Origin of the sequence: Terriglobus roseus (genome assembly GCF_900105625.1) — a bacterium.
In the GTDB taxonomy this organism is placed as follows: domain Bacteria; phylum Acidobacteriota; class Terriglobia; order Terriglobales; family Acidobacteriaceae; genus Terriglobus; species Terriglobus roseus_B.
In genome coordinates this window covers 2,428,761-2,442,267 of the sequence record NZ_FNSD01000001.1, presented here as the reverse complement: position 1 = coordinate 2,442,267, position 13,507 = coordinate 2,428,761, and the positions used below count along the sequence as shown (strand labels likewise).

Genomic DNA, 13,507 nt, shown 5'->3' with positions numbered 1-13,507 from the left:
AGACCGAGTGTACCTGTTTCCGTTAGCCCAGGAGCATCGCGGCATCCTTCGCGAAGTACGTCACGATGAAGTCCGCGCCGGCACGGCGGATTGCGAGTAGACTCTCGAGCATCGTGCGATCGCGGTCCAGCCAGCCACGCTCGAACGCAGCATGCATCATGCTGTATTCGCCGCTGACCTGGTAGGCGCCCAGGGGCAGATCAAACCGTTCGCGCGTCGCGCGGATTACATCCAGGTAAGGCCCGGCAGGCTTGGCCAGCAGCATGTCCGCGCCCTCGGCCACGTCGAGCTCGATCTCGCGCATCGCTTCGCGAATGTTCGCGCTCTGCATCTGGTAGCCGCGACGATCGCCCGCCTGCGGAGTCGAATCGGCTGCTTCGCGGAAGGGGCCGTAGAAGGCGCTGGCAAACTTCGCGGCGTAGCTCATGATGGGCGTTTCGGCAAAGCCTGACTGATCCAGGGCTTCCCGGATCGCGGCCACACGTCCATCCATCATGTCGCTCGGAGCGACGATGTCGGCGCCGGCTCGAGCCTGGGAGACAGCCGCCTTCGCCAGCAAGGGCAGGGTCGCATCATTATTTACGGTGCAGGCAGCGCCCTCGCCTTCCAGCGGACCGCAATGACCATGGCTGGTGTACTCGCACAGACAGGTGTCGGCGATCAGCACCAGCGAACTCAGGGATGCATCCGCTTTCAGTGCGCGCAGGCCCTGCTGCACGATGCCGTCCTCAACCCACGCGCCGCTGCCTTCCGCATCCTTGCTCTCGGGCAGGCCAAAGAGCAGCAGCCCGCCAATGCCAAGCGCAGCGCACTCAGCCGCTTCTTTCAGCGCCTGATCGATCGACAGGTTGAAGACGCCCGGCATGCTGCTGATGGGCTTCCGCACACCCTCGCCCGGGCACAAGAACAGGGGGTAGATCAGTTGCGAAGGCTGTAGGAAGGTCTCCTGCACCAGCGACCGCATGGCTGAGGTACGGCGAAGACGGCGCATCCGGGTAACAGGAAAGTGCATGAGTCCATTGTACGAAGTCAGTGCAAAGACTCGGGCAAAAGAAACCGGGTTCCGCCACGAAGGCGGAACCCGGTAGATGGAGCATTGGGTTGATGAGGTTAGAAGCTGACCCGGAGGCTGAACTGGAACTGACGCGCCAGATCGTAGGTGCCGCCTTTGGTCTTGCTTTGTCCAAACGTTCCGGACGTGAACGTCAGGTCAGGGTTGTCAGCGCTTGGTTTGTTCAGGAAGTTGAACGATTCAGCACGGAAGGTCAGTTGTGCGTTTTCGTGTCCCGGGGCGAGGGTCCAGCTCTTGTTCAGAGCTGCGCTGTAGCTCTGAAAGCCGGGTCCGACGATCTGGTTGCGGCTTCCACGTGGTGCGAACTGTCCGGCATAGTTCGACAACAGGAACGCGTTCGTTCGCGTTGCCGGGTAGGCCGATGTATCAAACCAAGGCGAGGACCCTGATTGTCCCGCAAAGGACTTCAAGGTTTGCATCCGGTGGACAAGCGGTACAAGCTGATTGCCGGAACCCGGTCCCACACCTGCGAAATCGGTCGTCGTGGTAACGCTCAGCGGAGCTCCCGTCTGGGCCTGGGCTGTGCCGGAGAACTGCCAGTGGCCAAAAGCCGCGCGGTTTATGAAGTGAGTGCTGTGGTTGAACTGGTCGATGTTGTAGACCAGGTTGGCAAGAAAGACATGACGGCGATCAAAGTCGCTGAGGCCGTAGAAGCCATTCTTGTCATACGCGTTTGGCAGGTTGGTACCGTTCGCGGAGCCGAAATCCATCGCCTTCGACCAGGTGTACGCCACGCCGAACAGCAGACCCTTGGTGAGCCGGCGGCGGAGGTTTACTTGCAGCGAGTGATAGTTGGATGCGCCACCATTCGTTGCCTGGTTGATATTGCTGAAGCCCTTATAGGGGCGCAGGGCATCCTGGTTGACGCCAGGGTTTGCCTGCACAGTTCCAGGCTGCAGCTGATTTACGTTGAGGATTTCTTCCAGGTGGATGCCCTTGCGGCCGGCATACGCGACCGTAAGAATACCCACGGGGAGTTCCTGCTCGAGCGTCAGGTTCCAGTTGTAGGCTTCGGGGCTGGGATAGTTGTAGGCCTGCGAAGAGTAGTTCAACGGGAAGTTATTCGTTCCCACGCCGCCAGGTGCATCCGCCGATCCCAACTGCACCGTGGACGATGGCTGGAAGGGGGTGTTGCCCCCCGTGAAGACATTGTCCGTGATGCCGAGGCGCTGCACATACCGACCGCCACCTGCCCGAATCACTGTACCCGGATGTGCCTGGTAGGTGATGCCGAAGCGCGGCTGGATGTTGGTCTTTACCGTGGGTGAGTACTGGCTGCTATAGCCGCGGAACAGATAGGCATACCCGTTTGCAAGGATTTCAGGTGCGACGTGACCATTCGCGCTCGATGGAAAGCCACTGCCGGGAATCACAACGCCGTTGAGTCTCTGCTGGTCCGTACCGGTAACAACACCGGTAAGCCGGTTCACAGATGCCGCATTGCCCGCGTTGTAATCCGTCTGGCTGAAGACCGACTGATTGCCCCACTTAGCGTAGTAGGGGTTGTAGAAGCTGTAACGAACGCCTGCTTCGATGACCAGGTTGGGAGAGACATGCCATGCATCCTGAGCGAAGCCTTCATACATCCAGGCGCGATACAGGGTGTAAGAGCGCTGGCCTATTTCGCCGTAAGAATCGAACAGGCCGAGCGAAGCGTTCGCAGCGGCAACACCCGCCTCACCGCGAGGACGCGTTCCGCTCAGACCACGCAAATCAGTGAACGTAAATTTACCGTTCTGATTGTTCGTTGATCCTGGCGTGTTCGAAACGGTGATCTGATCGAAATTGTTCTCACCCGCGTACTCCGCAACAAAGCCAAACTTCGTGGTGTGATTTCCCCAGACCTTCGTCAGGTTGTCAGCAAAGCTGTACACGATGCCGCCGGACCGCGACGGATAGGGGCCGCCATCCAACAGATCGAATCCGGTCAACTGAACTGTCGGGATCTTGTTTGGAATGGTCTTGGTCGCGGCAGAATACAGGAACGGATAATTGATGCCGTAGCGTGTGCGGTCATACAGTCCGGATGACTTATCGATATCGATCGTCACGTGATCCGATGCAGCCGACACAACAGCTTCGTTCACCATGGATGGTGAAATCGTCCACTGGTAATGGAAGACACCGATCTGATTCGGACGGGTGAAGATGCGTGGGTTGCGGTTGAAGTTGCCGTAGTGCGGCGAGTAGTCGTAGTAGTTGTAGTTCAGGATCGATAGACGCAAACGGTGCGCTTCGGCCGGTACATAGTCCACCACGAGCGTGTCCTTGCGTTGCGTCTGTCGTTCTGTGTCGGCGTCGACCCAGTTATAGTTGCTGCCACTCGCATTAGGAGTGGGGAAGGCATTCAGCAGACCCGTACCGTTCGCGCTGAGCTGCGCGGTCGGGATCTTGTTGCCCGTGTAGTTTGTCCCCGTGTTCGGATCGTAGATCTGCTGCGGCGTGCCGTAGAAGATGTTCTGTCCAAGCAACTCGCTATAGTCGCCTTGCCTCATCAGCAGAGTCGGTACTTTGCGGAAGACAGTGTCCGCGTTGTTGTACTTGACGAACTCCTGCGCGAACAGGAAGAACAGGTGCTCTTTGCTCTTGTTGAAGACCTTGGGAATGAATAGCGGTCCGTTGATGTTGTAACCGAACTGGTTGTAGCGGAAGGCCGCAGGATGCTGCTGAATATTCAGCGCGTTCGTTGGCAGTTTGCGCTGCCAGGTGTTTGCGTTGAAGAAGTTGTTACGCAGGTATTCATAGGCCGTCGCGTGAAACTGCTGTGTGCCGCTCTTGGGCACCATACGCACCTGACCACCCGCCGTGCGGCCATACTCAGCCTGGTAGCTGCTGGAAAGGATCTGCACCTGGGACGTGGAGTCAACGTCTGCAACACCGACGCTGGTACCGTTCGAACGGGTACGCACCATCGGTGCTCCGTCCAGTGTGATGATGCTTTCCTGGCTGCGCGATCCGCCGATGTTCAGCCCATTGTCCAGCCCGAACGAGAAGGATGCCATCGGAGAGTTCCGTACGACGCCAGGTTCCAACTGGGCGAGGTACAGCGGATTACGGCCATTGAGCTGGATGCTCTTGACCTGTTCCTGCGTGACCAGCTGACCAACAACGGCGCTCTCGGTTTGAACGGTGTTGATATTGGCTTCGACGCTCACCGAGGTGCCGGCGTCGCCGACCTTCATGCTGATGTCAACGTGCTTACCGATGCTCGGGTCAACGTTGACGGCGTTCAGAGTAGTTGTCTGGAAGCCCGGGACTTCAATCTTGATCGTGTAGGAACCCGGACGGACATTTGGAACAGTGAAGTTACCGCTGGCGTTCGTGGTAACGACGCTGTCCGCACCGGTGGCGTCGCTGTGAATCGTCGCCTTCGCATTCGGGACAAGGGCGCCGGAAGCATCCGTGACCGTACCGGACAGCGACGCGCTATCCGATTGGGCCACCGCACTGAGCGCGAGCGGGATAGTGATCGAAGCCGCAAACAGCGACTTCGCGAGGAATCGTGAGCTATACATACTGCCTCCAAGAGGGCGAAACAAACAAGGTTCAGACTTTCGGAACGTCGTGAAATGGCGTTTCCTAGCCGTGGGAGTTCTACGCGTTGGCGAAACCATGTGTCAAGGCGTTTCGTCCCTTTGTCCGCCTGGCTTAGTTACCGGTAAAGTTCCCGTGAATTTAGGTTTCTTGCCCCTTTGCAAGAAGGCGAATCTGTCATATGCTTCTCTCCCTTACACCACCCTTTTCAGGCGATTGGAGGGCCGAGAACTACAATGGAGTGATGGCGGATATCACTCCATTGCGCGAGACCAGCGCCGCCGCGCTGGAATGGACTCGCCTTCGCGACCATCTGGCTGGTCGCACCCAATCACCGCTTGGCCGCGCCCGTGTCATGGCGCTGGAGCCCTCGCGCGACATCCATGGCATTGAGCGTGCCCAGAACCTGACCGCAGAACTCCGCGTCTACCTGGGCGGTGGCGGCACCCTTGGCTTTCAGGGACTCTTCGACGCGGACGTTCTGCTCGACAAGGCACGCATCCCCAATGCCGCGCTGGAGCCGCTGGAACTGCGCCGGATTGCCGAACTGGCCGAACTGATCGCCGACTGGCGCAACATCGTCACGGAGCCACCCGACTACATCGCAGGCAAGTGGCCGACGATCACCGCGCTGTCGCATCCCGTGATGATGGCGAACTACTACAAGCTGCTGCAGGCGATAAGCGGCAAAATCGAGGCGGATGGCACGCTCGCGGACTCCGCATCGCCCGAACTCGCGCGGATTCGTAAGGCGATGGACCGCCAGCACAAGGCCATTGAGGAGAGTTTGCGCCGCCAGTTGCGTGCTGTCAGCGATGCCGGCGGGACGCAGGAAGACCTGATCACCATCCGTGGCGAGCGCTTCGTCATACCCGTCAAGGCAGAGTTCCGTCGCAAAGTTCCTGGCGTTGTTCACGGCTCCTCATCGTCCGGCCAGACCGTCTTCGTTGAGCCGATGGAAACCATCGAGTTCAACAACGAACTCGTCCGGCTGATGGATGAGGAACAATCCGAGATCCATCGGATCCTCATCGCGATGACGCAGGCCGTCGGCGAGCAGGCAGGTTCGCTCTCGCGCGGTACCGAGGTGCTGGCGGAGGTGGAAGCACACTTTGCGTATGCCAAATTCGCGCAGGATCTGGATTGTGTTCGACCAGTCTTTACCGATGGCAAACCGCACAGCGACGATGCTGCGTTGAGCTTTGAAGCCGCGCGACACCCCATGCTGGAGCTGCGCATGCGGTCGGAGAAGGCCCACGGTTCCTCGCCATCGAAGATCGTGCCGCTGACGCTTGGCCTGCCCGGCATCGCAAAGCAACTCATCATCAGCGGACCCAACACCGGCGGTAAGACCGTCGCGCTGAAGACCGTAGGGCTGCTGGCGCTGATGGCGCAGGCTGGTCTGCCTGTCCCGGCACGCGTGGCACGTCTGCCAATATTTGCCGCAGTCTATGCGGACATCGGTGATGCTCAGTCGATCGAGCGCAACCTGTCCACGTTCTCCGCGCACATCTCCCACGTCAACCAGATCGCTCGGGAGGCCGATCCGCGTTCGCTGGTGCTGCTGGACGAACTCGGCTCCGCGACCGACCCGGAAGAGGGCGCGGCACTGGCCGTGGCCATCAGCGAACGCTTCCTGACCATGGGCGCGTGGAGCATGATCACCACGCACCTTACGTCGCTGAAAATCTATGCCGCAAAGCATGATGGTGTGGTGAATGCCGCCGTGGGCTTCGACGAACGCACGCTGGCGCCGACCTACGAACTGCGCATGGGCGTGCCTGGCGCGTCGAGCGGCATCAACATCGCGGAACGTCTCGGTCTCGACGCCGGCATGATCCGTGCCGCGCGCGCTTCAGTGACAACACAGTCCGCAGACATCGCCCGTTTTCTCGACGAACTCCACACACAGCTGACTGCTGTCGGCAAGGAACGCGCGGAGATTCGTGCACGCGAGATCGCGGTGGAGCGCGAACGTCAGCGCCTGGAATCCGAAGGCAAGGTGGAGCAGCGTCAGCGTGCGCGTGAGCTTGAGGTGAAGCTCGGCTCCCTGATGAAGGAGTTCGAAGCTCAGATGCGCGAGAGCGTGAAGGGCATCGAGGACAAGACTGCGCAGCGCAAGGCAAGCGCCGAGTCGGATCGCCGCATTGCTCGCCTGAAGCGCGAGTTCCAGGAGAGCTTCAACCAGGTCGTCGTCTCGCACGTCTCCGGCGCTGACAGGAAGCTTCCCTCCGCGCAGCCTCACGTGGTGCGCGAAGTTTCGGTGGGGGACACGGTCATGCTGAAGTCCATGGGCCGCGAGGCAAAGGTGGATCGCGTGATCGACGCGAAGACCTTCGAGGTCTCCATCGGTCCCATGAAGATGCGTGTGCCGAAGGACGATATCTCACACGTCACCGTACCCGCGCCAAAGCAGTCCCCGATCCAGGCAGCAAGCAAGCGCGGCATCAACGTCGTCGCACGCGAGCCCGACATGGTGCCGGGTGAAATCAACGTGATCGGCCGCACGGCAGACGAAGCGCGTGACGAGGTCGAACGCTTTCTGGACCAGGCGTTCCTGGCGGGCCGGCCCTCGGTGCGTGTCGTTCATGGTACCGGTATGGGCATCCTGCGCCGCAGCCTGCGCGAATATCTGAAGAAGCATCCGCACGTCATCGGCGTCACCGAGCCGCCGTATAACGAAGGCGGCCAGGGTGCGACGCTGGTGGAGCTACGGAACTAACTCCACACCGGTTTCTTGTAGGGCAGCACCTGGGTGGTCTCGTAGCCCTTCAGGGAATCGGCATCCCACGTTAGATTGCTGGGACGATACTTCGGATCGGCCGGGTCGTTGCAACGCAGATAGACGCTGTTCGCAAGGTGCGATCCCGCAGGAATCTCGCGGTGTTTCGCGAGGCCCCAGGGCACCAGTTTCCACTCATCGTGCGCGGGACCGGCATGATGCGGGACATCGACCTCCAGGTATTTGTTTGCGCTTGGAAGTAGCTCGATGCCGTTCTCGATGGCCTTGTGCATCATCCATCCCAGTGTGATGTCGGCGAGCTGCGCCTCCGGGTAGCTGCCGCCGACATCGCAGTGAACGCCGGTAAACCATACCTGCTCGACACGTTCGCTGTTCTTCAGGAAGCCGCCTTCAGGGTCAGTCCATAGTGTGGGCTGGAAGGCTGAGCGGCGTTCATCAATGCTGATGGCGTGGTAAGCCTTCGAGACACAGTCGCTGAGCTTTGTATCCAGAAAGCCGTACTCGTTCTCGTTCAAGAAGTGGAATATCGCGCCTGGAATGCCGAGAGCGCCAACGGTATCCCACACGCCAACCATTGCGATGGTGACCGGCTGCAGACCGTAGTCCGTGGTTACCTTGGCCTTCAGGGCGGCGCGCTTCTGCGGATCGCGCTCGCGGTACGCCGCGAAGATCTCTGGCGTGGTGGCATTGGACAGGTTTTTGGTGGGGACACCGAAGCCAGCAATCATGCCGCCGACGCTGCGTGCGGTATAGGCGCCGCGACTGAAGCCGAAGAGGTAGATCCTGTCGCCAGGATCGTGGACGTGAGAGAGGTAAGAATAGCAATCCTGCACCTTCTCAAACAGACCCTGGCCCATGGCTCCGCCGGTGATGTGATCGATAGGACTGCCCATGGTTCCGACGCCGCTGTCGTAGAACTTCAGCTGATCCGGCGTGTCGGGTATAGCGCAGTAGAGCTTCCAGACGTTTGTCCCGCCGCTTTTGTCGTCCACTCCCGCAGGAGCGTTCCATGTACCGTCCGCACACAGGATGATCTTCTTTGCCATTTGGGGGCCTCCAGGCGTTTGTAACGCAGAAACGGAAGAAAAATTAGCGGCCAATTATTGCCCGGTTTTGTGTTCCAGCCAAGCGAAATCTATCTGCGCTGCAACGCAGATGATCGCCTTACACCAGCAGGCGTCCTTCCGCTAGAGTGGATTGAGAGGAGACGCCATGGCACGCTGCACGCATACCGACCAGATCCAGGATGTATCGCCGAACACCATCGGCTGCGAAGAATGCCTGAAGATCGGCGGCTCCTGGGTTCATCTGCGGCTGTGCCTCTCATGCGGCCATGTGGGCTGCTGCGACGCGTCCATTGGCAAGCACGCGACCAAGCACTTTCGCGCGACCGACCATCCGATCATGCAGTCGATTGAGCCCGGCGAAAGCTGGGGCTGGTGCTACGTCGACGAAGTTGGTCTCGAATTCGAATAATTCTTTGAGTCGATACGCGTCGCGGGATAGTCTCTTCTGGTGGAATCAGTTGCATATACAACTACCAAGGAATTCAAGGAGCTATCGATGCGTTTGTTCAACATACTGCTTGCAGGTTCACTTGCATGGACCACTGCCGCGGCACACGCCCAGGCGCCCGCCACAACGCTCCCCGGTATGTCTCCTGTGCCCACCACCAAGGTGCTCGCCATCGGCAGCATGACCAGCGCGGATGCTGCACCGGCCGCGACAAAGCTGATGCCGCAGGAGGTTCCGGCGACCGTACGCCTGTATCTCGCAGGCAAGATCGACTCCTGGTATGTGCGTAAGGACACGCGCGGTGTCGTCTTCCTGATGAATGTATCTACCGTGGAAGAAGCACACGATCTGCTGGAGAAACTGCCGCTGGGTGTTGCGGGCCTCATAAAGTTCGACCTCATCCCGATTGGCCCTTTGAGTCCACTGAATTACCTGCTGCCCGCTGCGAAATAACCTTATGGCTGTCATCCCTCGACTGCGTTCAGGGGTGACAACCTTCGCAATGAGAAGCTTCCAAGGGAAGGGGAAACGAGAAACCAATGTTCTGCTATTGCGCACAGGCACGCCGGTTGGCGCGCGTCCTGACCGCCCGCTATGACATGGCGCTGGCTCCCGCAGACCTTACCGCCGCGCAATTCGAAACACTGTCACTGCTGCAGGCAGTTGGTACCAGTACCGGTCGCGTCCTGGCGGAAAGGCTGCTGCTCAGCAAAACGACGCTGTCTCGCAATGTGAAGCCGCTGATTGATGCGGGCCTGATCTCCGCACGGCAAGGTGACGAAGATGCGCGACAGACTCTCTACGTGCTCGCGACGAAGGGACGACAGCGCCTGGCGAAGGCTCTGCCGCTGTGGCAGGCTGCGCATAACGCATCGCTAGAGATGCTCGGCGCCTCCGCCGCTCCCTCACAGCACGCGCTCCAGCAGATGACGCAGGCGTTGCGATGAATGCCGGTCCGTCGCTCAGTCGCCCGTAAGGCGATGCAGGAACTCTGCGACGGCAGTCTGTGCCTGGTCATTGGAGATGATGTCGAAGTGGCCGATCCCTTGCAAGGCCATAAAGCGCTTTTCACCGGCGGCGCTGGACTCAAAGACCTCGCGGCCCTGCTTGATTGACACGACCTCATCCGCTTCGCCATGCAGCACCAGGAGCGGCGCGGTGGCGTTCTTCACCATGCCGACTCCATCGAAGGCTTCCACAGCCTCATCGGATGGAACGCGAGAAGCATCTGTTGCAGCCGGTCCCTGGGCCTTCAGGAAGACCGGGAACTCTTCGACCGCGGATGCAATGGCCCCGGCAAGGATGATGCCCGCGACCGGCCTCTTCGATGCAACATAGGTTGCCATAGTGGTTCCGAGCGAGTAGCCGTAGACGACGACGGGGCCACCTGCTCTCTTGGCGGCATAGTCGTACTCCGCCAGCGCGTCCTTCCGGAAGTGCATGACGTCGGCTGTGCCGCTGCTGAAACCATAGCCGCGGTAATCGAAGACGATGACGTTGGCGCCCTCTCGCGCAATGGCCGCAAAGATGGGTTCGTCGTGCAGGATCGTTGCACTCCCGTAGAAGAAGAGCAACGTGGGCATGTCAGGATTGGGTCGCACAGCTGGAAAGCTCCAGCCGCGCATGGTCCCACCGTCCAGGTTCAGTGCAATGGGTTCAGAGGTGCCGTTGCTGACCCACTTTGTGAGTGCCGTCTTCGGAGCCGGGTCCCGCAGCACAACGTTTGCCGGGACTGTTTGTGCAGGGGTGATACCTGTGCCGCAAAGCAGCAGAGCGAAGAGCAAGAGAAGCCAGCGCGGGACGCCTGCAGGAGAAGCTTGCGGGAAGGTCATGCCTGCCCTTACGCAAACGGTCGCGTTGTAGTTCCATCCATTCACCAAACGCGCTGCCGCAAGTAAGATGCTCTGCATGAGTAAGCTGCGAACCAGTGCGCTTGCGCCGGGGTCGGTGCAGAGCGAGATCCGGGCGATGAGTCTGCTGGCCGACGAGGTCGGCGGCATCAACATGGCGCAGGGCATCTGCGATACCGAAGTTCCACTCGTCGTGCGGGAGGCCGCGGAGTCAGCCATCGATGAGGGCCACAACATCTACACGCGACAGGACGGCATCCTGCGGCTGCGGAAGGCCATTGCCGCGGACTGGCAGCGGCGGAACGCGATCACGCTCGATCCGGAGCGCGAGGTGATGGTGACCAGTGGTGCGACGGGCGCCTTCTACTCCGCCGCGCTGGCGCTGCTGGATGCGGGCGATGAGGCGATCCTGTTTGAGCCTCTCTACGGCTATCACGCGGGTACGCTGCGCAGCATGAGCGTTACGCCGGTCATCGTGCCGCTGACCTATGGAAGCTGGGCGCTCGACATCGACGTCGTCCGCGCGGCCATCACGCCGAAGACGCGGCTCATCGTCATCAACACGCCCTCCAATCCTGCCGGTAAGGTCTTCACGCGAACGGAGCTGCAGGCGCTCGCCGAACTCGCCATCGAGCATGACCTGTTCGTCTTTTCCGACGAGATCTACGAACACTTCGTCTATCCCGGCCACGAGCACATCAGCATCGCCACGCTACCGGGCATGCGCAGTCGAACCATCACGCTCTCGGGCTTCTCCAAGACTTTCAGCGTCACCGGCTGGCGTGTTGGATCGCTGGTGGCGGACGCGAAGTGGACACCTTCGATCGGCTACTTTCACGATCTGACCTACGTCTGCGCGCCCGCGCCGTTCCAGCATGGTTGCGCCGCCGGACTCGAGCAACTGCCGCCCAGCTTCTACACCGGCCTGGCGAGCGATCATGAGGCAAAGCGCGCAAAGACGCTCGCTGCACTCACCGATGCCGGCCTGACGCCGCACACACCCGATGGTGCGTATTACATCCTGGCTGATGCGACACCGTTGAACGGAACGACCGCAGCGGAAAAGGCGCGCGATCTCCTCCGGCGCACTGGCGTTGCCGCAGTCGCGGGGTCGGCGTTCTTCCGCAAGGGCGGCGGCGAGAACCTGCTGCGCTTCTGCTACGCCAAGCGTGATGTCGATCTGGATGATGCCTGCTCGCGATTGCGTGGACTGAAGGATTCTTAGGCCGCTGCTCTAGAGCACGCTCATGAAGTTCACCAGGTCCTGCTTCTCCTGCTCGGTGTACTGTGCGTGGAAGCGGCGGTCGTAGAAGTCCACGACGGCGCGCAGGTCTTTTGCGGATCCGCCGGTGAAGTAGGGTGCGCGTGCGGACAGGCCGCGCAACTGCTGCATCACGAATGAACCCACATCCGCACACTTGCCGGTCACCAGGGCGCGACCCGGATCGTTCGTATAGATCACGCGGCCGAGATATGGGTGAGGCGCAGCGTGCGCAGAGCATGTGACTTTGAAGAGCGGCAGATCCTTTTGATCGCCCGCCCACGGGAGCGATGCCGTGCCGATGTCCATCGCGGTACCCTGCGTGTTCGCACCGGTCATGCGTTCACTGTGGCAGGTGGCGCAGGTGCCTTCCACGGGCGCTTTTCCGTTGCCTCGGTGCAGGTTCGCTGTCTCCGTGATGGCGAAGGTGCGTGTGCTGAAGAGGACGCTGCCACGCTCGACGGAGCGACGAAAGTCCGTCTCTGCCGAGGGCGATTTCCCGGCCCAGTTCGTGACGGTCATCATGCCCGTGGACGAAGCATCCGGCTTGCCGCGACCAAGGCTCCATGCGCCCAGCAGCGGAGGCGCACCAAAGCTGCTCAGGTCCCCCGCGGTCTCGTCGTGGCCCTGCGCAACGTAGATCTCGCGTTCGAAGTCGACGATGCGCTTCACATCTTCCGGCGCAATGGACCCTCCCTGTTCATGCTTCTGGATCGCGTCCAGCACCTGCGCCTCCAGCGTGGTGGCGCGGTTGTCCGCGGTGAAGGCTGCGCCCGCGTCCAGGTACTTCAGGTTGCCGGTAATGCGTGGCCTGCGATAGACGCTGATGGTCGGCGTTGTCGCGTGCAGGCCGTACTTTGCGCCGCTGTTGCAGCCCGTGGGATCGCGCACGACTTCGATGGTGAACTCCGGCGTGACACCCCGCGCAGGCCAGCGCTGGTCAATGCGGAAGACACCCCGCTCCAGCAGCAGCGAGTGCGACGCACGATTGCGCTGCGGCAGATCGGGACAGTTAGCGCCGTCGATCGTGTCGAAGACCGCATCGCGACCACCCGTAGTGGCCCAGCGTTCCTGCAGGCGATCAGTCGAGACGCTCATCGCGTTTGAGAGTTGATGGCAGGTGATGCATCCACGTCCGTTAGAACCCATGGGCGTGAAGAAAGGGTGGGTGCCTGCCGTCGTCTCGCCGCCTGCGTTATAGACCAGCAGATCACCGGAGCCGCTTTTGAAGACCGAGGAGAAGGGCATCCGTTCATTGCTGCCCGCCTCCCACCAGATGGGCGCACCGCCGTATTGGCCCATCAGCCCAACAGCTGCGGCAACAACGGCGACGGCAGCAGCGGCGCGGGCGAACCGGAACGGCATACGTCACTCCAGGGAAGCGAAGATGCACAACAGAAACAGGGGATGTGAAAGGTATACCACCCGTTTCTGCCTTCACGCATTGCAAATGCGGTCTGGATCCCACGTCCCAGCAGCGAGACCCCTCAATAGGCTCAGGGGCCAGGCTATGGGCACCGGTCCGTGGTCGA

10 protein-coding genes are annotated in these 13,507 nt (G+C 60.6%); 5 read left to right on the top strand and 5 right to left on the bottom strand.

The genetic code is table 11. From position 1 onward, the window contains the following. Positions 1-22 precede the first annotated feature (22 nt). Together hemB and BLW03_RS10100 are read right to left on the bottom strand one after the other, a co-directional pair. Entirely contained in the window at positions 23-1,012 is a 990-nt protein-coding gene (gene hemB / locus BLW03_RS10105; protein ID WP_074653784.1) for a porphobilinogen synthase, read from the bottom strand. A 98-nt stretch (positions 1,013-1,110) separates the two neighbouring features. Next, positions 1,111-4,587 (bottom strand): TonB-dependent receptor, encoded by a 3,477-nt coding sequence (locus BLW03_RS10100; protein ID WP_074653782.1) that lies wholly within the window; start codon positions 4,585-4,587, stop codon positions 1,111-1,113. Between the two features lie 263 nt (positions 4,588-4,850). Here BLW03_RS10100 and BLW03_RS10095 point away from each other — a divergent pair, with 263 nt between their 5' ends. Further along, positions 4,851-7,328: an endonuclease MutS2 gene (locus BLW03_RS10095; RefSeq protein ID WP_074653780.1), complete on the top strand. Its 2,478-nt coding sequence runs from the start codon at positions 4,851-4,853 to the stop codon at positions 7,326-7,328. Here the strand turns inward: BLW03_RS10095 and BLW03_RS10090 are convergent. Then, on the bottom strand, positions 7,325-8,395 hold the full coding sequence (locus tag BLW03_RS10090) for a DUF2235 domain-containing protein (RefSeq protein WP_074653779.1): 1,071 nt from the start codon (positions 8,393-8,395) through the stop codon (positions 7,325-7,327). The genes BLW03_RS10095 and BLW03_RS10090 overlap by 4 nt on opposite strands. Before the next feature lie 166 nt (positions 8,396-8,561). On the opposite strand from BLW03_RS10090, the gene BLW03_RS10085 reads away from it, so the two are divergent. The 3 genes from BLW03_RS10085 to BLW03_RS10075 all read left to right on the top strand — a co-directional run bounded on the left by BLW03_RS10085 (position 8,562) and on the right by BLW03_RS10075 (position 9,811). After that, positions 8,562-8,825, top strand: a complete 264-nt coding sequence (locus BLW03_RS10085) for a ubiquitin carboxyl-terminal hydrolase 14 (protein ID WP_074653777.1) — start codon at positions 8,562-8,564, stop codon at positions 8,823-8,825. Positions 8,826-8,912: 87 nt separating this feature from the next. Then, a complete protein-coding gene (locus BLW03_RS10080; protein ID WP_083350450.1) occupies positions 8,913-9,317 on the top strand; it encodes a hypothetical protein in 405 nt (134 codons plus the stop codon). An 86-nt stretch (positions 9,318-9,403) separates the two neighbouring features. Further along, positions 9,404-9,811: a MarR family winged helix-turn-helix transcriptional regulator gene (locus tag BLW03_RS10075; RefSeq protein WP_074653775.1), complete on the top strand. Its 408-nt coding sequence runs from the start codon at positions 9,404-9,406 to the stop codon at positions 9,809-9,811. A 15-nt stretch (positions 9,812-9,826) separates the two neighbouring features. Here BLW03_RS10075 and BLW03_RS10070 read toward each other — a convergent pair whose 3' ends face one another. After that, complete coding sequence (locus BLW03_RS10070; RefSeq protein ID WP_074653774.1) at positions 9,827-10,774, bottom strand: alpha/beta hydrolase; 948 nt, start codon at positions 10,772-10,774, stop codon at positions 9,827-9,829. On the opposite strand from BLW03_RS10070, the gene BLW03_RS10065 reads away from it, so the two are divergent. Next, positions 10,773-11,939 (top strand): pyridoxal phosphate-dependent aminotransferase, encoded by a 1,167-nt coding sequence (locus BLW03_RS10065; protein ID WP_074653772.1) that lies wholly within the window; start codon positions 10,773-10,775, stop codon positions 11,937-11,939. The genes BLW03_RS10070 and BLW03_RS10065 overlap by 2 nt on opposite strands. 9 nt (positions 11,940-11,948) lie before the next feature. On the opposite strand, the gene BLW03_RS10060 is transcribed toward BLW03_RS10065, so the two are convergent. Then, entirely contained in the window at positions 11,949-13,340 is a 1,392-nt protein-coding gene (locus BLW03_RS10060; RefSeq protein ID WP_074653771.1) for a hypothetical protein, read from the bottom strand. Between the last annotated feature and the right edge of the window lie 167 nt (positions 13,341-13,507).

Excerpts from the sequence above, each read along its gene's own strand:
- hemB (WP_074653784.1), bottom strand. The coding sequence starts at position 1,012 with ATGCACTTTCCTGTTACCCGGATGCGCCGTCTTCGCCGTACCTCAGCC.
- BLW03_RS10060 (WP_074653771.1), bottom strand. The coding sequence starts at position 13,340 with ATGCCGTTCCGGTTCGCCCGCGCCGCTGCTGCCGTCGCCGTTGTTGCC.
- BLW03_RS10085 (WP_074653777.1), top strand. The coding sequence starts at position 8,562 with ATGGCACGCTGCACGCATACCGACCAGATCCAGGATGTATCGCCGAAC.
- BLW03_RS10075 (WP_074653775.1), top strand. The coding sequence starts at position 9,404 with ATGTTCTGCTATTGCGCACAGGCACGCCGGTTGGCGCGCGTCCTGACC.
- BLW03_RS10080 (WP_083350450.1), top strand. The coding sequence starts at position 8,913 with ATGCGTTTGTTCAACATACTGCTTGCAGGTTCACTTGCATGGACCACT.
- BLW03_RS10090 (WP_074653779.1), bottom strand. The coding sequence starts at position 8,395 with ATGGCAAAGAAGATCATCCTGTGTGCGGACGGTACATGGAACGCTCCT.
- BLW03_RS10065 (WP_074653772.1), top strand. The coding sequence starts at position 10,773 with ATGAGTAAGCTGCGAACCAGTGCGCTTGCGCCGGGGTCGGTGCAGAGC.
- BLW03_RS10095 (WP_074653780.1), top strand. The coding sequence starts at position 4,851 with ATGGCGGATATCACTCCATTGCGCGAGACCAGCGCCGCCGCGCTGGAA.
- BLW03_RS10100 (WP_074653782.1), bottom strand. The coding sequence starts at position 4,587 with ATGTATAGCTCACGATTCCTCGCGAAGTCGCTGTTTGCGGCTTCGATC.
- BLW03_RS10070 (WP_074653774.1), bottom strand. The coding sequence starts at position 10,774 with ATGCAGAGCATCTTACTTGCGGCAGCGCGTTTGGTGAATGGATGGAAC.